General features: G+C 63.8%; 18 protein-coding genes. 8 read left to right on the top strand and 10 right to left on the bottom strand.

The genetic code is table 11. The annotated features are described in order from the left end of the window. Nucleotides 1-89 precede the first annotated feature (89 nt). Nucleotides 90-371 (top strand): Lrp/AsnC family transcriptional regulator, encoded by a 282-nt coding sequence (locus NIBR502771_RS14740; RefSeq protein WP_141160402.1) that lies wholly within the window; start codon nucleotides 90-92, stop codon nucleotides 369-371. 7 nt (nucleotides 372-378) lie between these two features. On the opposite strand, the gene trpD is transcribed toward NIBR502771_RS14740, so the two are convergent. Then, entirely contained in the window at nucleotides 379-1,434 is a 1,056-nt protein-coding gene (gene trpD, locus NIBR502771_RS14735; protein WP_141160401.1) for an anthranilate phosphoribosyltransferase, read from the bottom strand. Nucleotides 1,435-1,663: 229 nt separating this feature from the next. Between trpD and NIBR502771_RS14730 the strand changes: the two genes are divergently transcribed. From NIBR502771_RS14730 to NIBR502771_RS14715, 4 genes are all read left to right on the top strand, one after another. Further along, on the top strand, nucleotides 1,664-2,221 hold the full coding sequence (locus NIBR502771_RS14730) for a heme-copper oxidase subunit III (protein ID WP_043456279.1): 558 nt from the start codon (nucleotides 1,664-1,666) through the stop codon (nucleotides 2,219-2,221). Between the two features lie 86 nt (nucleotides 2,222-2,307). Then, nucleotides 2,308-3,093, top strand: a complete 786-nt coding sequence (locus NIBR502771_RS14725; protein WP_109044581.1) for a cytochrome c — start codon at nucleotides 2,308-2,310, stop codon at nucleotides 3,091-3,093. Nucleotides 3,094-3,193: 100 nt separating this feature from the next. Then, nucleotides 3,194-4,264: a ubiquinol-cytochrome c reductase iron-sulfur subunit gene (locus NIBR502771_RS14720; protein WP_109044580.1), complete on the top strand. Its 1,071-nt coding sequence runs from the start codon at nucleotides 3,194-3,196 to the stop codon at nucleotides 4,262-4,264. Continuing rightward, complete coding sequence (locus NIBR502771_RS14715) at nucleotides 4,242-5,912, top strand: ubiquinol-cytochrome c reductase cytochrome b subunit (RefSeq protein WP_109044579.1); 1,671 nt, start codon at nucleotides 4,242-4,244, stop codon at nucleotides 5,910-5,912. Before NIBR502771_RS14720 ends, NIBR502771_RS14715 begins: the two co-directional genes overlap by 23 nt. 136 nt (nucleotides 5,913-6,048) lie before the next feature. On the opposite strand, the gene NIBR502771_RS14710 is transcribed toward NIBR502771_RS14715, so the two are convergent. Continuing rightward, on the bottom strand, nucleotides 6,049-6,819 hold the full coding sequence (locus tag NIBR502771_RS14710) for a GntR family transcriptional regulator (RefSeq protein ID WP_141160400.1): 771 nt from the start codon (nucleotides 6,817-6,819) through the stop codon (nucleotides 6,049-6,051). A gap of 159 nt (nucleotides 6,820-6,978) precedes the next feature. On the opposite strand from NIBR502771_RS14710, the gene NIBR502771_RS14705 reads away from it, so the two are divergent. Then, nucleotides 6,979-7,272, top strand: a complete 294-nt coding sequence (locus NIBR502771_RS14705) for an HPr family phosphocarrier protein (RefSeq protein WP_210411228.1) — start codon at nucleotides 6,979-6,981, stop codon at nucleotides 7,270-7,272. A gap of 76 nt (nucleotides 7,273-7,348) precedes the next feature. Here NIBR502771_RS14705 and NIBR502771_RS14700 read toward each other — a convergent pair whose 3' ends face one another. The 5 genes from NIBR502771_RS14700 to NIBR502771_RS14680 form a co-directional block, all read right to left on the bottom strand. Further along, nucleotides 7,349-7,750 carry a cytochrome c oxidase subunit 4 gene (locus NIBR502771_RS14700; protein ID WP_141160399.1) on the bottom strand — a complete coding sequence of 134 codons (402 nt, stop codon included), beginning with the start codon at nucleotides 7,748-7,750 and terminating at the stop codon, nucleotides 7,349-7,351. After that, a complete protein-coding gene (ctaD, locus tag NIBR502771_RS14695) occupies nucleotides 7,747-9,474 on the bottom strand; it encodes a cytochrome c oxidase subunit I (protein WP_109044575.1) in 1,728 nt (575 codons plus the stop codon). The genes NIBR502771_RS14700 and ctaD overlap by 4 nt, the downstream gene beginning before the upstream one ends. Before the next feature lie 10 nt (nucleotides 9,475-9,484). Next, a complete protein-coding gene (gene coxB, locus NIBR502771_RS14690) occupies nucleotides 9,485-10,357 on the bottom strand; it encodes a cytochrome c oxidase subunit II (RefSeq protein ID WP_109044574.1) in 873 nt (290 codons plus the stop codon). Between the two features lie 185 nt (nucleotides 10,358-10,542). Continuing rightward, nucleotides 10,543-10,932 carry an iron-sulfur cluster assembly accessory protein gene (locus tag NIBR502771_RS14685; RefSeq protein WP_141160398.1) on the bottom strand — a complete coding sequence of 130 codons (390 nt, stop codon included), beginning with the start codon at nucleotides 10,930-10,932 and terminating at the stop codon, nucleotides 10,543-10,545. Between the two features lie 183 nt (nucleotides 10,933-11,115). Beyond that, nucleotides 11,116-12,570, bottom strand: a complete 1,455-nt coding sequence (locus NIBR502771_RS14680; protein WP_141160397.1) for a dipeptidase — start codon at nucleotides 12,568-12,570, stop codon at nucleotides 11,116-11,118. A gap of 92 nt (nucleotides 12,571-12,662) precedes the next feature. Here NIBR502771_RS14680 and NIBR502771_RS14675 point away from each other — a divergent pair, with 92 nt between their 5' ends. Then, nucleotides 12,663-13,262, top strand: a complete 600-nt coding sequence (locus tag NIBR502771_RS14675; RefSeq protein WP_141160396.1) for a DUF3043 domain-containing protein — start codon at nucleotides 12,663-12,665, stop codon at nucleotides 13,260-13,262. 103 nt (nucleotides 13,263-13,365) lie between these two features. Here NIBR502771_RS14675 and NIBR502771_RS14670 read toward each other — a convergent pair whose 3' ends face one another. Next, complete coding sequence (locus NIBR502771_RS14670; protein ID WP_141160395.1) at nucleotides 13,366-14,436, bottom strand: quinone-dependent dihydroorotate dehydrogenase; 1,071 nt, start codon at nucleotides 14,434-14,436, stop codon at nucleotides 13,366-13,368. 94 nt (nucleotides 14,437-14,530) lie between these two features. Between NIBR502771_RS14670 and NIBR502771_RS14665 the strand changes: the two genes are divergently transcribed. Beyond that, complete coding sequence (locus NIBR502771_RS14665; protein WP_141160394.1) at nucleotides 14,531-15,496, top strand: alpha/beta hydrolase; 966 nt, start codon at nucleotides 14,531-14,533, stop codon at nucleotides 15,494-15,496. Here NIBR502771_RS14665 and NIBR502771_RS14660 read toward each other — a convergent pair. Next, the gene (locus NIBR502771_RS14660) at nucleotides 15,493-16,332 is read right to left on the bottom strand and encodes an isoprenyl transferase (RefSeq protein ID WP_141160393.1); all 840 of its coding nucleotides are present in this window, start codon (nucleotides 16,330-16,332) and stop codon (nucleotides 15,493-15,495) included. The genes NIBR502771_RS14665 and NIBR502771_RS14660 overlap by 4 nt on opposite strands. A 2-nt stretch (nucleotides 16,333-16,334) precedes the next feature. Next, nucleotides 16,335-17,087, bottom strand: a complete 753-nt coding sequence (gene recO / locus NIBR502771_RS14655; protein WP_141160392.1) for a DNA repair protein RecO — start codon at nucleotides 17,085-17,087, stop codon at nucleotides 16,335-16,337. Nucleotides 17,088-17,133 lie beyond the last annotated feature (46 nt).

The raw sequence follows: 17,133 nt of genomic DNA, 5'->3' as shown, positions 1-17,133 counted from the left end.
AGCCGGGTCCGGCGCCCGTGTAATAGGCTGGCCGGAGAGAAAAGCCTGCCGCGGGTCATCGCGGCGGCAATGATTGAAGGGGTTCAAGCGTGGTTACCGCATTTGTTCTGATCAAGACTGACGCCGCCCGCATCCCGGAGACGGCTGAAGAGATTTCAGCCATCGAAGGCATCAGTGAGGTGTATTCAGTCACCGGTGAATGGGACCTCATTGCAGTAGCGCGGGTCCGCAGGCACGAAGACCTCGCCGACGTCATCGCGGACCGGCTTTCAAAAGTTCCCGCAGTGGTCCACACCACCACGCACATCGCGTTCAGGGCCTACTCGCAGCACGACCTTGACGCCGCTTTTTCCCTGGGCTTCGAACAATAACCGCGGTTTAGGCGCGCGAGAGGGACACCCAACGGTCCAGCACGGCGGCGGCGGCACCGGAATCGATCGAGTCCGCCGCCCGCGCGAATGCCTCCTTCATGCGGTCAAGGAACGGGCCCTCGGCGTCCCGGTCGAACGCAACCAGGCCTGCCGCGGCGTTCACCAGCACGGCGTCCCTTGCCGGGCCCTCACTGCCGGCCAGCACATCCCGGACAACCCCCGCGTTCGCCGCCGCATTACCGCCACGGAGTTGTTCAACAGTAGCCAGCCTGATGCCGAGGTCCTCCGGGGAGAAACGCAGTTCACTGACGGCCCCGTCGCGGATCTCCCAGACTGTGGAGGGGCCCGTTGTGGTCAGCTCGTCCAGCCCGTCATTGCCGCGGAAGACCAGTCCCCTGCTCCCCCGGCGGGCCAGGACCCCGGCCACGAGTGGTGCCATCCGCGCATTGGCGACGCCCACGGCTGACGCCTGCACATTGGCAGGGTTGGTGAGCGGTCCCAGGAAGTTGAAGGCTGTGGGTACCGCCAGTTCCCGCCGCGGGACGGCCGTGTGCCGGAACGACGGGTGGAACACCTGGGCAAAGCAGAACGTGATTCCTGCCTCCTCCGCGTTCCGGGCCACCTGGGCAATGGGCAGGTCCAGGCGGACGCCGAGCGCCTCAAGTACGTCAGCGGAACCGGACGACGACGACGACGCGCGGTTCCCGTGCTTGACCACCTTGGCGCCGGCCCCGGCAGAGACCAGGGCGGCCATGGTGGAGATGTTGATGGTGTTAAGTTGGTCACCGCCGGTGCCGACAATGTCGAGTTTTTCCCCGCTGATGGTCACGGGGTTGGCGTGGGCAAGCATTGCCTCCACGAGGCCGGAGAGCTCATCCACCGTCTCGCCTTTGGCGCTGAGGGCCACAAGGAATCCGGCGATCTGGGCCGGTGTTGCTTCCCCGGACATGATGGTGTCCATGGCCCAGGAGGTGTTCTCCGCAGTGAGGTCAGTGCCCTTGATGAGCGTTGAGATCAACCGGGGCCAGGTGTTGGCGGACGCTTTAGTTGCCTGAGAAGTCACGTGCTGATGCTATCGACCGATGGCGGCCAGTGACCAATGTGAACCGTCGCGGGAACTTTTCCGGGCAATTTCGCGTCTTTGTAGAAAAAGTCCTCCGAAAAGGCGGTTTGCGTTGGGCAGCACGGACTTTTACAGACATAATGTCTATGTGACATCTGCGACCCATGCCCCCAGTACCCCGGCGCACCCCACGCTGAACCGCCCCAATATGGTTTCTGTCGGAACCGTTGTGTGGCTGTCCAGCGAGTTGATGTTCTTCGCCGGTCTCTTTGCCATGTACTTCACTCTGCGCTCCACGAGCGGACAGATGTGGGCGGAAGAGACGGCCAAGCTCAACTTCCCCTTTGCGCTCGTCAACACGATCGTCCTCGTGGCCAGTTCCTTCACTTGCCAGATGGGCGTCTTCGCCGCAGAGCGGCTGCAGCCACGGCGCACCGGCGGTGCCCTGCAGTTTGCCCGCTGGGGAATGAACGAATGGTTCACCCTGACGTTCCTCATGGGTGCGTTCTTCGTTGCCGGCCAGACCACCGAATACGCCATGCTGGTTTCAGAGCACGTGTCGCTCTCCTCCAATGCATACGGCTCGGCCTTCTACATGACCACGGGCTTCCACGGCCTCCACGTGATCGGCGGCCTTATCGCCTTCCTGCTCATCATGGGCCGGTCGTTCGCCGCGAAGAAGTTCGGACATTTCGAAGCAACGTCCGCGATCGTCACCTCTTACTACTGGCACTTCGTTGACGTCGTGTGGATCGGCCTCTTCCTGGTCATCTACGTACTCAAGTAGCCAGCTTTGATTCTTTTTCTACAAGAGGCAGAATTTCAGGTAGCGGCTCCCGGAGCCGGCGCAGGATCGAATAAAGGAAGCACCACGTGAAGGCACTCTCACAAAAGCGGCGACACCCTCTTGCAGCAATAGCGCTGCTTCTGATGGGGCTCCTCATAACGGGTGGGCTGTACGCCGTGGCAACCTCCATGAATGAGGCCAAGGCGAGCACCACCGCAAGCGCAAGCGACGTTGAAGAGGGCGGCAAGCTGTTCGCCGCGAACTGCGCCACCTGCCACGGCATGGGTGCCAGTGGCTCCAACGCCGGCCCCTCTCTGGTGGGCGTCGGTGCTGCTGCTGTTGACTTCCAAGTGGGCACTGGCCGAATGCCGCTGCAGATGAACGGTCCCCAGGCTATGAAGAAGCCGGCCCAGTTCAACGATGAACAGACCCAACAGCTTGCAGCCTACGTGGCTTCCCTGGGAGCCGGCCCGGCGATCCCTGAGACGGACCTGACAAGCGGTGGCGGCAACGCCGCGGCCGGTGGCGAGCTCTTCCGTACCAACTGCGCTATGTGTCACAACGCCGCCGCTGCCGGTGGCGCACTGACCCGTGGTAAGTTCGCTCCCGCCCTGGCCGGCGTCTCCGGCAAGCACATCTACGAGGCCATGGTCACGGGCCCACAGAACATGCCCGTCTTCAACGATGCCAACATCACCCCTGAGGGCAAGAAGGACATCATCACCTTCCTGAAGCAGATCGAGTCCACCGGTTCACCGGGCGGCGCCAATCTGGGATCGCTTGGTCCCGTCGCTGAAGGGCTGTTCGTCTGGGTGGCCGGTCTGGGCGTCATCATCGCCTTCACTATCTGGCTGACCTCCAGAACATCCTGACATCGCAGGCGAAGCACAAGAACTTCTGCTGCGCAGCCAGCAGCATAATATTGGAAACTAATCCGGCGAAAGCCGGGACGAGAGAAGGATGAGGCGAATCATGGGCAACCATAGTGACGGCAGTCCGAACCACTCGGGCACCGTAGCTACGGCTGGTCAGAATGAGGTGGAGAAATTCCAGGACCCTGGAATTCCCCCGCATCGTTTGCGCCTGGCTGACACGGACCCGAAGGCCGCAAAGCGGGCAGAACGGCAGGTCGCCTTACTATTTGGCATTTCTGTTGTTGGAACCCTGATCTTCCTGGTGGCGTACTTCGCCATTGATCTGGGAGATGACTCCAGCATCGCCACCATCCGGCTCCAGAACGCCCTGCTCGGCCTGGGCACTGCCTTCGCCATGCTCGGTATCGGTACCGGCATCGTGCACTGGGCCAAGGCCCTGATGCCCGACCACGAAGTCTCCGAAGAACGCCACGCGATCCGCTACGAAGAGGACCGTCAAGCGGCGGTCCGCATCGTCGACGACATCGTGGAAGAGACCGGCATCAAGCGCCGTCCGCTGATCCGCAACACCCTGCTCGGTGCTGTGGCGCTTGCCCCGCTTCCCGCCGTCGCCATCTTTGCTGACCTTGGACCCCGTCCGGACGACAAGCTGGCACACACCATGTGGGCTCCCCAGGACGGAAAGCGCAAGCGCCTGACCCGTGACCCTGACGGAACTCCCATCAAGGCCTCGGACGTCACCATTGGTTCGGCCTTCCACGTCATCCCGGAAGGCCTGAACGAACTCGAGGAAGGCAAGCTCAACGAGAAGGCAAAGTCCGTTGTGCTGCTCATGCGCCTGGACCCCGCGTCATTGAACCCGTCCAAGGGCCGCGAAGAGTGGGGTTACAACGGCATAGTTGCCTACTCGAAGATCTGCACCCACGTTGGCTGCCCCGTTGCTCTGTATGAGCAGCAGACGCACCACCTGCTGTGCCCGTGCCACCAGTCCACCTTTGACCTCACCCAAGAGTGCAAGGTGATCTTCGGCCCCGCCAGCCGTCCTCTCCCCCAGCTGCCCATCGCAGTTGATGACGAGGGCTACCTCGTCGCTACCAGCGACTTCCATGAACCCGTAGGACCAAGTTACTGGGAGCGTGATTCGCATGAGCGCAGCATCAACAGCTGAGCCGGCTTTCGTCGCCAAAACCAAGACAGGCCGGATCACCGACTTCGTCGACTCACGTGTCGGCGGGTCAGGGATCCTCCGCGAGTTCGGCCGCAAGGTCTTCCCGGACCACTGGTCGTTCATGTTCGGTGAAGTGGCGCTGTACTCGTTCGTCATCCTGCTGCTGTCAGGCACCTTCCTGACGTTCTTCTTCGATCCTTCCATGGCGGAGACCCGTTACGACGGCGGTTACGTCCCCCTGAAGGGCGTGGAGATGTCCGTGGCGTACAGCTCCTCGCTGAACATCTCCTTTGACATCCGCGGCGGACTTTTCATGCGCCAGGTGCACCACTGGGCAGCTCTGCTGTTCGTGGCATCAATCGCAGTCCACATGCTGAGGGTCTTCTTCACCGGCGCGTTCCGGCGTCCCCGTGAAATGAACTGGGTCGTCGGCAGTGTCCTGCTGATCCTGGCGATGGCCGCAGGCTTCACCGGCTACTCACTCCCCGACGATCTCCTGTCCGGCAACGGCCTGCGCATCATCGACGGCGTCATCAAGTCGATCCCGGTCATCGGAACGTACATCTCGTTCTTCCTGTTCGGTGGGGAATTCCCCGGCACCGCCATCATCAGCCGCCTGTACATGCTGCACATCCTGCTGGTGCCGGCACTGATCCTGCTCATGATCGTCCTGCACCTGTTCATGGTCGTCGTCCACAAGCACACGCAGTACCCCGGCCCGGGACGCAACGACAACAACGTCGTCGGTTACCCCCTGGGTCCTGTCTACGCAGCAAAGGCCGGCGGATTCTTCTTCATCGTCTTCGGCGTGATCGCATTGATGGCAGCGTTCTTTACCATCAACCCGATCTGGAACTACGGTCCGTACGACCCCTCCCCTGTGTCCGCCGGAACCCAGCCTGACTGGTACATCGGCTTTGTGGACGGCGCGTTGCGACTGATGCCGGGTACCCTGGGCAATTGGCGCGTCGAGCAGGTCTTCTTCGGATACGTCTTTACGTTCAACGTCCTGCTGCCGGCCCTGGTACCGGCCGGAATCCTGTTCACCGTGATGTTCATGTACCCGTGGATTGAACGCTGGGTGACCAAGGACGACCGGGAACACCACGTCCTGGACCGTCCAAGGAACGCCCCGACGCGTACCGCCATCGGCATGGCAGGTTTCGTCTGGTACTGCGTTATGTGGGCCGCTGCCGGTTCCGACCTCATCGCGACACACTTCGGTGTTTCGCTGAACGACGTCACTTACTGGCTGCGCGCACTGTTCTTCATCGGACCGGTTATCGCGTTCGTGGTCACCAAGCGGGTCGCCCTTGCGCTGCAGCGCAAGGACCGTGAGATTGCCCTCCACGGCCGGGAGACGGGCCGTATTGTCCGGCTCCCCCACGGTGAATTCATTGAGGTCCACGCACCGCTGGATGAGTACAAGCGCTACAAGCTGGTTGGCTTTGAGTCACCTCAGGTCCTTCCGGCCTTACCCAACGAGCACGGCGTCGTCACCCGCAAGGAAAAGCGCCGCGCACTCCTCTCCCGCTGGTTCTTCGAGGACCGCGTCGCCCCGGCCACGCCTGCTGAACTTGAGGCCGCTCACGGCCACGGCCACGAAGCTGTTGAATCGGCAGAAGGAAGCAAGAGCCTGACGCACTAGGTTTCCCGCCCAAACGGGAAAGGCCCGATCCATACGGATCGGGCCTTACCCGTTTCCTGGGCTGTTGCCTGCCCCAGCCCACGAAAGGGGCCTTCGGGCTGCCGGCTGGTGGAGGGGTTGGCCAAGGGCGGTTTGGTTAGTGGTTGCGGGCCCGCCGGGCTCCGGGCCGCTGCAGTGGCACCCACAGCTTGTACCGGTCAGCGCGGTAGTAGGACACCGAGTAGTCAACCATCGCCCTGGCGACAAAGGCATGCCGCTGGATCTTCAGTAATGGGGCCCCGACTTCCACGTTGAGCAGGCGCGCCGTGGAGGGTGATGCGGCAGTCGCCTCGATCATGTCCTCGCCCCACTCCATAACCAGCCCGTACTGCTCGCTGAGGACGTTGTAGAGCGACGTGGGCGGCTCGCCGTCGAGCAGGCCCGGGACCCGATGCGCCGGGATGAAGTTCTCGTCCACGCTCATGGGCTCCCCGTCCGCAAGGAGCAGCCGGCGGAAGCGGACCAGCGGGGTGCCCTCATCAAGCTGCAACTCGCGGGCAAGGAAGGCGCTGGCGCCAATCTGTTCGAAGCTGAGGACCTTGGCGGCAGGCACCATGCCACGCCGCTGCATTTCTTCGCTGTAGGACGTGAGCTTGACCTGCAGGTCGAGTTTCGGCCGGCGGACGAATGTCCCCAGGCCAACCACCCGCTCGATGACCTCCTCCCCCACCAAGGCATCGATGGCCTGCCGCACTGTCATCCGGGCCAACCCAAACCGCTCTGCCAGGTCCCGTTCCGACGGCAGGGCCGAACCTGGCGGGCACGACTGCGAGATGTACGTACGAAGGATCTCGCGAAGCTGCACGTAGAGTGCCGTTCCGCTGGTGCGGTCGATTTCCCCCGTGATTGCGGCGGCGCCGGCTGCCATGATCGTTCTCCTGCCGTTGGGTGTCCCCTCAATTTTAGGACGGTCTAGACCAGCCCCGGACCGCGGCAGTCTTTCGCGCAGCAGCCGGACTGGAAGCTATATTTGGTCTGGAAACTTGCCAATTGACGGAGGGGGCCGTCGTTCGAAAAAGGAGTCCCTTTGCCAACAATGAAGGCCGTGGTGGCAGCGCCCGTGGGCCTGCATGCACGTTCTGCGGCGGTATTCGTCCGGGCCGCCACGGACACCGGGCTTCCCGTCACCATCAGCAAGGCCGGCGCCGCGGAGGTGGACGCGCGGTCGCTGCTCCAGGTGATGGGAGCTGACTTCGCGCAAGGCTGTGAGGTGGAGCTCTCGGTGAGTGAAGTTCCGCTGGCGGACGCTCAGTGGCTTGGAAGGGCGAAGGCGGCCCTGCGGGAGCTTCGCGATCTTTTGGAGTCGCAGGGGGCTGGATAAGGGCCGTTGGAAGGCAATAAACGACGGCGGGCCCCACCAATCTGGTGGGGCCCGACGTCGTTATTCTCTTTGTTGCTTAGTGTGCGTGGTCTCCGCGGCTGTACTCGTACACCCAGCCCACGAGGGCTACGACGGCGATGCCGCCGGCGATGAAGATGATCCAGGGACCAACGGCCAGGCCCAGGAAGCCGGTAGCGCAGGCGATACCGAGGACCAGGGGCCACCAGCTCCAGGGGCTGAAGTGCCCCTGTTCGCCGGCACCTTCGTGGATTTCAGCGTCGCTGCGGTCCTCGGGACGAAGGCCCACACGCTTTCCAGTGAAACCAAGGTATGCCCCGATCATGCCGGCAAGTCCACCGACAAGCAGGATGCCCAAGGTTCCTACCCACTCACCCCAGTTGGTCAGGAAGCCGTAGACCAGAGCGACGGGGACGAAGAAGAAGACTCCAGAGCCAAAGATCCAAGATTCGATTTTCACTGTGCGGTGTCCTTCTGGTCAGCGTTTCCGAGGGTCGCTGCTGCGGGTGCCGGCGAATCGACGGTATGAACCTGGCGGAGTTCCGGGTGGTGCAGGTCCAGCGCGGGGCGCTCGGAGCGAATCCGGGGGAGCGAGGTGAAGTTGTGGCGCGGCGGCGGGCATGACGTGGCCCATTCCAACGAAGCACCGAAGCCCCACGGGTCATCAACCTGGACCTTTTCAGCATTCCGCCAGGTGATGTAGACGTTCCAGAAGAACGGAATCAAGGATGCGCCAAGGACGAAGGACGAGATGGTGGAGAACTGGTTCATCCAGGTGAAGTTGTCCTCCACCAGGTAGTCGGCGTAGCGCCGCGGCATCCCGGATACTCCCAACCAGTGCTGGATCAGGAAGGTGCCGTGGAAACCCAGGAAGAGCATCCAGAAATGGATCTTGCCCAGGCGCTCATTGAGCATCTTGCCGGTCCACTTGGGCCACCAGAAGTAGAACCCTGCGAACATGGCGAACACCACGGTGCCGAACACCACGTAGTGGAAGTGCGCCACCACAAAGTAGGTGTCCGAGACCTGGAAGTCCAGTGGCGGGGAAGCCAGGATGATCCCGGTGAGACCGCCGAAGAGGAACGTGATCATGAAGCCGATGCTCCACAGCATGGGAGTCTCGAAGGTCAGCGACCCGCCCCACATAGTGCCGATCCAGTTGAAGAACTTCACGCCCGTGGGCACCGCGATGAGCATGGTCATGAATGAGAAGAACGGCAGCAGGACGGCGCCCGTGACGTACATGTGGTGGGCCCACACCGTCACAGAGAGTGCTGCAATGGCAATCGTGGCGTAGACCAGGCCCTTGTAGCCGAAGATCGGCTTGCGGCTGAACACGGGGAAGATCTCCGACACGATGCCGAAGAACGGCAGCGCGATGATGTACACCTCAGGGTGGCCGAAGAACCAGAACAGGTGCTGCCAGAGGATGGCGCCGCCGTTTTCCGGATCGAAGATGTGGGCACCGAACTTCCGGTCCGCGCCCAAGGCAAACAGGGCGGCGGCCAGCGGCGGGAACGCCATGAGGACCAGGATCGCCGTGATCAGGGTGTTCCAGGTGAAGATGGGCATCCGCCACATGGTCATGCCGGGCGCACGCATGCAGATGATGGTGGTGATGAAGTTGACAGCACCCAGGATGGTTCCGAAACCGGACAGCGCCAGGCCAAAGACCCACAGGTCACCGCCAATGCCGGGGCTGAAGGTGGTGTTGGACAGTGGCGCATAAGCGAACCAGCCAAACGAGGCAGCGCCCTGCGGGGTGATGAACCCGGACACCGCGATGGTGGAGCCAAACAGGAAGAACCAGAAGGCCAGCGCGTTCAGGCGCGGGAACGCCACGTCCGGGGCGCCGATCTGCAACGGCATGATCACGTTGGCGAACCCCGCGAACAGCGGGGTGGCGAACATCAACAGCATGATGGTGCCGTGCATGGTGAACAGCTGGTTGTACTGTTCCTTGGTCTGCAGGATCTGCATGCCGGGCTCGAACAGCTCGGCGCGGATCAGCAGCGCCATGACACCGCCCAGGCAGAAGAACACGAAGCTCGCGATCAGGTACATGTACCCGATGGTCTTGTGGTCGGTGGACGTGATCCAGTTGACGACGATGCGTCCTTTGGATTTCGGAACCACGGGAGCTGTCAGGACCCCCGCTGGTGCGGATTGAGTGTACGTAGCCACGTCGCTCCCCTTACTTCATCTCGTTCACGTTTGGGTTGCGGTCATACTCGTTGCCGAGTAGACCAGTGTTGCCGGCCGCCTTAAGTTCGTCCATGTGGGCCTGGAACTCAGGTTCAGACACCACCTTGACGCGGAACAGCATTTCGGAGTGGTACTCCCCGCAGAGCTCGGCACACTTGCCGTCGTAGGTGCCCTCTTTAGTGGGCGTGAAGCGGATGTAGTTGGTCTTGCCGGGAATCATGTCACGCTTCTGCAGGAAGGCTGGAACCCAGAAGGAGTGGATGACATCGCGCGAGTTGAGTTCCAGGTCGACAGACTTGTTCACCGGCAGGTACAGGGTGGGGAGTTGTTCCTTGTCAATGGTGTTGCCGGTGAGGTGGGCCTGGACGCCGGCCTCGTACACGTCTTCCTGGATGACCTCGCCGGACTTGTAGTTGAAGTCCCAGGCCCACTGCTTGCCGCGGACGTCCACGACGACGTCGGCCGGCTGCGAACGGTCATCGATCGCCTGCTGGTCGCGGTCGGTGAAGTAGAAGAACACCAGGACCATGAAGATCGGGATGGTGAGGTAGAAGACTTCCAGCGGGAGATTGAAGCTGGTCTGGCGGGGGAAGCCAACCGTTCCCTTGCGGCGCCGGTAAGCGACCAGGCACCAGATGATCAGGCCCCACGTAATGGTGCCCACCACGAGCGCAGCAATCCAGGAGTTGACCCAGAGGTCCATGATGCGGTCGGTGTTGCTGGTGGTGCCACGTTCAGTGGGCATCCACCCTTTCTCTACCTCTGGCGAACATCCGGTCAAAACCAACGCGCCGGCAATAGCCAAGCTTGAGATCGTGGTGATCGTTTTGCGTCGGCTGCCGGTTCGGTTCTGCGAACTCACAGACGGCCCTTCCTACTTGTTGCTGTTGTCCGGGCAGCTATCGGCGCTCCGGGCACAAAAAAGTTTTACTACTCGGTGTAGAGCTTACCGCTCCGCCGGGCGTTTCGCCCACATGTCGGCGCCGAGCCCCCGTGCCGTTTTGGACGGCAGGGAGCCCGGCGCGGACATCAGGCGAAATAACCGGCTTAGTGGAATGAATCGCCGCAGGCGCAGGAGCCGCCGGCGTTCGGATTGTCGATGGTAAAGCCCTGCTTCGCGATGGTGTCCTCGAAGTCGATGCTGGCACCGCTGAGGTACGGCACGCTCATCTTGTCGACGACAACCTCGACGCCGTCGTAGTCGCGGACGGCATCTCCGTCAAGGAGGCGCTCGTCGAAGTAGAGCTGGTAAATCAGCCCTGAGCAGCCGCCGGGCTGCACGGCGACGCGGAGACGGAGGTCCGTGCGGCCTTCCTGTTCCAGGAGGCTGCGGACCTTGCCTGCCGCGACGTCGGTCAGGTTGACCTCGTGGACGGGCAGCTCATCAGTGGCAGCGCTGGTGGTCTCGGTGCTGTTCTCATTGGTTGCGGTGCTCATTGGCCTACCTTCTTAGGACGGTCTGGCGGCGTCGCCGTAACGGCGCCTGCCCCTACAAATACGGTATGGGCTATAGCTACATGCTACGCGCGGCAGTCCTGTAGCTCTAACTCCTGGCGTAACCGCCAAAGCACGCCGGTTGTTCCCTGGCAGCAGGGCAGGTGCCGGTGTTCCGAACGGCCATCAATTCCCTGTGGTGAGGCCTTCATTGTTCAACCGGCTGAGCATGAGGGCTTCAGCCAGGATGGCATTGCGGAAGTCGCCGATGTGCAGTGACTCGTTGGCACTGTGCGCACGCGAATCGGGGTCTTCCACCCCGGTCACCAGGATCTGGGACCCGGGATACAACTCAGTGAGGTCGGCGATGAAGGGGATGGACCCGCCGATGCCCGTTTCGACCGCCTGAACGCCCCAGGCCTCCCCCAGTGCCCACATGGCCACAGTTGCGGCGGGGGACGATGTGTCGGTCTGGAAGGGGTTGCCTGCCTCTCCCGGGGTGAAGACAACCTTCGCCCCGAAGGGCGCGTTGGCTTCCACGTGCCTGCGCACTGCATCCATGGCCTCGGCCGGTACCTGGCCGGGCGCCAGCCGCAGGCTGAATTTTGCCCTGGCCCGCGGAAGGAGCGTGTTGGACGCCACCTCGACGGCGGGAGCGTCGAAACCGATGATGGACAGGGCCGGCTTGGTCCACAGCCTCGAGGCGATGCTTCCCGTCCCGGCCAGGCGGACGCCGTCGAGCACGGACGCGTCGGCGCGGTAGTCCGCCTCGGGCATCTCCACGGCAGCCGTATCGGTGGCCACCAGCCCTTCGATGGCGACGTTTCCGTCGGCGTCGTGAAGCGTGGCAATGAGCCGGGACAGCAGGGTGGGAGCGTCCAGGACCGGCCCACCGAACATGCCGGAGTGCACCGCGTGGTCAAGTACCTGCACCTCGACAGTGCCGTCGACCAGGCCGCGGAGGCTGGTGGTGAGGGCAGGCGTGCCGACCTTCCAGTTGCTTGAGTCGGCAACCACAATGACATCGGCCCGGAGCAGTTCCCGGTTCGCTTCCAGGAAGGTCCGGAACGTGGGCGACCCCGCTTCTTCCTCGCCCTCGATGAAGAATGTCACGCCGAGGCCCAGGGAACCGCCAAGGACCTCGGCTGCAGCTGCATAAGCGGCAATGTGCACCATGATGCCGGCCTTATCGTCGGCGGCGCCGCGTCCGTACAGCCGTCCGTCCTTCTCGACGGCGGTAAAGGGCTCGGTTTCCCACAGCGACTCATCGCCCACGGGCTGGACGTCGTGGTGGGCATAGAGGAGGACAGTCGGCTTTCCTGCGGCAGCAGGGCGGCGGGCGACGACGGCCGGGCCGCCGGGCGTGCCGTCGTCCCTATTGACGGAAAGCACCTGGACGTCGTCGATCCCAGCGGCGCGGAGGAGCTCCGCCACGGCGTCGGCGCTTCGCTCCAGGGGGGCGCGCTCGAAGCTGGGCCACGCAATCCCCGGGATGGCAACCAACTCCTTGAGCCGTGCCAGGGTCTGGTCGAAGGACCGGTCTACAGCGGACCGAAGGTCTTCCGTCCCGCCGCTGGCCTCCCGGCCCGGTCCTGTCGTAGTGGTCGTGCTGCGCGGGGTTGCCGCAGGTGATGAAGTCATGGCCAAAACATTACCCCCGCCACTTTTGGCCGCCGGCCAGCGGACCTGCCACCGCAGGCAGGAGGCGGTCCGCTGCAAGGTATTCTGGTCAGGTGTTCGGACGTAGAAAAGAAGCGCCCTCGGCGCAGGAGACCATAGACCAGCAGGCAGCGGAGGCGGCACGGCAAGGAAGCGTGGCGGGCAAGGGCGCACCCACCCCAACGCGGAAGGCCCAGGAAGCCGCCCGCAAACGGCCGCTGGTACCCGAGGACCGCAAGGCATCCAAGGCCGCCGAACGCCAGGCCGTCCAGGACCAGCGCCTCAAGATGCGGCGGGCCTTGGACACGGGCGATGAGAAGTTCCTGCCGCTTCGCGACAAGGGCCCGCAGAAACGGTTTGCCCGCGACTTTGTGGATGCCCGGTTCAACCTCGGCGAGTACCTGATGTTTGGTGCCCTGGTTTTCGTGCTGGTGTCGCTGGTGGTTCCGGCCTCCAGCGACATGATGATCTACGTCCTGGGAGCTTTTTGGGTGATGTTCCTGGCGGTTTTCGTGGACGTGTTCATCCTGTCCCGCAAGCTCCGCAAGCGGCTGGCGGAAAAGTTCGGCGAGGTGGAGCGCGGCACGGTCTGGTACGGCTCCATGCGGTCCCTCCAGTTCCGGAAACTGCGGCTCCCCAAGCCCCAGGTGCAGCGCGGCCAGTACCCCGCCTGACCATCCATCAACCTCTTAACCACAGGCACCCCGGCGGAAATCCGCCGGGGTGCCTGCTTTTGATATGGGCCGCGCCCGTCGGGGGCGCCCTGGGGCTCGAGCGTCAGCAGCGGCGGTTCCTTGCCAGCTGCTTGTTGATCCGGGCAGCCCAGAACGGCCCCTCGTAGAGGAAAGCCGTGTAGCCCTGCACCAGGGTGGCGCCGGCGTCGAGCCTCTCCTGGACGTCCTGCGCCGACTCAACGCCGCCTACCGAGACGAGGCTCAGGGCGTTGCCGGTGGCGTGCTTGAGCCGTTTCAGCACCTCAAGGGAACGCTGCTTCAGGGGAGCTCCGGACAATCCGCCGGCACCGCATTTCTCCACCGTTTCCGCCGGCGATGCCAGCCCTTCGCGGGCGATGGTGGTGTTGGTGGCAATGATGCCGTCCAGCTTCAGGTCCAAGGCAAGGCGCGCAACGTCGTCGATGTCCTCGTCGCTGAGGTCCGGTGCGATCTTCACCAGCAGGGGTACGTGCCGTCCGGCGGCGCGATCGGCTTCCTGTCCTACGGCGGTAAGCAGGGGACGAAGTGTTTCCACGTCCTGGAGCAGCCGCAGTCCGGGGGTGTTGGGGGAACTGACATTCACCACGAGGTAGTCGGCAGCAGGCGCCAGGCTGCGCGCGCTGACCAGGTAGTCATCAACTGCGTCGGCAAGTTCCACCACTTTGGTCTTGCCGATGTTGACCCCGATGACCGGACGCACGGCCGGGTAGCGGCGCTGGAGTGCGGCACGCGCTGCCTTCAGCCGGGGCGCAACGGCAGACGCGCCGTCGTTGTTGAATCCCATCCGGTTGATGACGGCCCGGTCCTGGACCAGGCGGAAAAGCCTCGGCTTGTCATTGCCGGGCTGCGCCTGTCCAGTGATGGTGCCTACTTCGATGTGCCCGAATCCAAGGTCCGCCAGGGCCTCGATCCCGTGGCCTTCCTTGTCAAAACCGGCGGCGAGTCCGAACGGCGAAGGAAAAGTCACGCCGAAGGCGGTGGTTTGCAGCGATGGCGCCGGAGCAGTCAGCTTCTGCAGGACCCTCCCGGCACCCGACGCATGCGCGAGCCGGATGCCCATAAATCCGATCTTGTGGGCGCGCTCGGCGTCCATCCATGAAAAGGCCAGCCTGAAGAAAGTGGGGTAAACGCGCATGCCTTTAGTTTCGCGTCTCCGGGGCCCCGCACCAAAACGGAGACGCGGCCGAACGGACCGGCGCAGCGCGGCGTCCCGGTCTAGCATGAGGGACATGCAGTGGCAGCAGGACATCCTGGGGGAGGATTTCGAGTCCCAGACCTTTACGGCCGCCGGACCTGACGGGGTGGGCCGGACAGCAACCCTGGTGCGGCTCAGGCCAGGCCAGGGCAACGCGTCCGACGGCGGCCCGCGCCGGGCCGTGCTCTTCCTGCACGGCTGGAGCGACTATTTCTTCAATGTTGACCTGGCCCGGTTCTGGGCTACCGCCGGCTATGACTTCTACGCCCTGGACATGCATAATCACGGACGGAGCCTGCGCCCGGAGTCACCTGGGGGTTACGTGGCGGACCTGGCCGCTTACGACGCCGAGATCGAAGAAGCCGCCCGCTTGATCCGCCAGGAAGGAATCCCCGGGCCGCTGGTTTTGATGGGCCATTCGACCGGCGGGCTGGTGGCGGCCCTGTGGACCAGCCAGCATCCGGAGGCCGTCTCCCTGCTGATCCTGAACAGTCCTTGGCTGGAGATGCACGGAAGTTCGCTGGTCCGGCGGGCAGCCTCCAGCATGGTGCGTCCGGTGGCCCGCTTGCGCCCGCAGGCGGTCCTCCGCCTTCCGGAGCGTGGCCACTACTGGCGTACCATCAGCGACGCCGCCGACGGCGAATGGCCGGTTGATGAGCGCTACCGCCCCCGCCTGGCTTTTCCCGTTCGGGCAGGGTGGCTGCGGGCAGTCCTCGCCGGGCATGCCCGCGTGGCGCGCGGCCTGGACATCGAGGCGCCGATCCTGGTCTTGCTGTCCAAAGGAAGTGCCAACGGCCTGCTCTGGTCCGAAGAAATGCGGCGCACAGACGCCGTCCTGGATGTGAACATCATCAGCACCCGGGCACTTGCCCTGGGCCGTACCGTGACCATCGAGCGGATTGACGGTGCGCTGCATGACGTCTTCCTCTCCCCCGGGCCGGTCCGGTCCGACGCCTATTTCCGGCTGGCCCGCTGGCTGCGGGCGTACGGCGAACGCTAGTCCGCCTGGGGATCCGCCGGTGCAGCGGCAGCATCTATGGCACCGCCGTAGCGGCGGTCCCGCCTGGCATATTCCTCGACGGCGGTCCAAAGGGTCCGCCTGTCGACATCGGGCCACAGCGTGTCCATGAAGACGAACTCCGCATACGCGGACTGCCAGAGCAGGAAGTTGGAGAGCCGCTGCTCCCCCGAGCTGCGCAGGAAGAGGTCCACGTCGGGGAGGTCGGGCTCATCCAGGTACTTCTGGATGGTCCGCTCGGTGATGGCGCCCGGCTTGAGCCTGCCAGCTGCGACGTCCGCAGCGATCGCGGAGACGGCGTCGGTTATCTCGGCCCGGCCGCCGTAATTAACACACATGGTCAAATTGCAGGTGGTGTTGGCGGCGGTGAACTCCTCAGCCTCCTCCAGTTCCCGAATCACGGAACCCCAAAGGCGCGGCCGGCGGCCTGCCCAGCGCACGCGCACCCCCCAGTCGTCCAACTGGTTCCGTTGCCTTCGAAGCACGTCCTTGTTAAATCCCATCAGGAAGCGGACTTCCTCCGGCGAACGGCGCCAATTCTCGGTGGAAAACGCGTAGACGCTGACATACTCAATCCCGAGCTCGATGGCACCGGCCATCACATCAAGCAGGGCCGGCTCCCCCGCCTTGTGGCCCTCGATCCGGGGCAGGCCGCGCTGGTTGGCCCACCGGCCGTTGCCGTCCATGACGATGGCCACGTGCCGGGGAATGAATTCAGCGGGGATGAAGGGTGCCACCGCGCCCGAAGGGTGCGGGTACGGGGCCACCACGGGATGGGTGCGCTTCCGGGGTGCATTGTTCTTTTTTCCCAAGCCCACTGTCAGCTGCGCTCCACATGTTTGAGGGATTTCAGTACTCGTTCAAGATGCCATTGCAGGTATGCCGCCACCAGGCCGGCGGCCTCCTTGCGGTGCTGCGGCAACGACGCATCCGCAGTGGCCCAGTCACCGGTCAGCAGGGCTGCCAGCAGGACAACGGTTTCGGAAGCGGGTGCAGGTGACCCGGGCGGCCTGCACTGTGCGCAGACCATGCCGCCAAGGGGTGCGGAAAACGCTGTATGCGGGCCGGGCATTCCGCAGCGCGAGCAATCGGTAAAGCTGGGGGCCCAACCGCCGGTGGCCAGGGCACGAAGCAGGTAGGAGTCCAGGATGAGGCCTGCGGCGTGGTCGTCGCGGCTCAGTGCGGCGAGGGCGCCCACCAACAGGTTGTATTGGGCGGTTCCGGCTTCACCGTCCACATCGGTCAGTTTCTCCGCGGTCTCCGTCATGGCGGCGGCAACCGTGTACCTGCCGTAATCCGCGGCAATACTGCCGCCGTATGCACCTTTGGCAACTGCCTGCGTGACGATGTCCAGCGTGCGGCCGGACACCAGTTGCAGGTCTGCCACCATGAAGGGTTCAAGCCGGGCACCGAACCGGCTGCTGGTGCGGCGCACGCCTTTGGCGACGGCGCGGACCTGGCCATGGTGCTTGGTCAGGAGCGTGATGATGCGGTCCGCCTCACCCAGCTTGTGGGTACGGAGTACCACGGCGTCGTCCCGGTACGCCCGGGAGGCAAAAGACTGTTGAACCACGCTCTATCTTCCCATCCTGCCCGGCAGCCTGCCGACAGGTACGGTG

Origin of the sequence: Pseudarthrobacter sp. NIBRBAC000502771, from assembly GCF_006517215.1 — a bacterium.
GTDB lineage: Bacteria > Actinomycetota > Actinomycetes > Actinomycetales > Micrococcaceae > Arthrobacter > Arthrobacter niigatensis.
The sequence above is the reverse complement of the archived record's forward strand: the minus strand, read 5'-3'. Positions and strand labels throughout refer to the sequence as shown.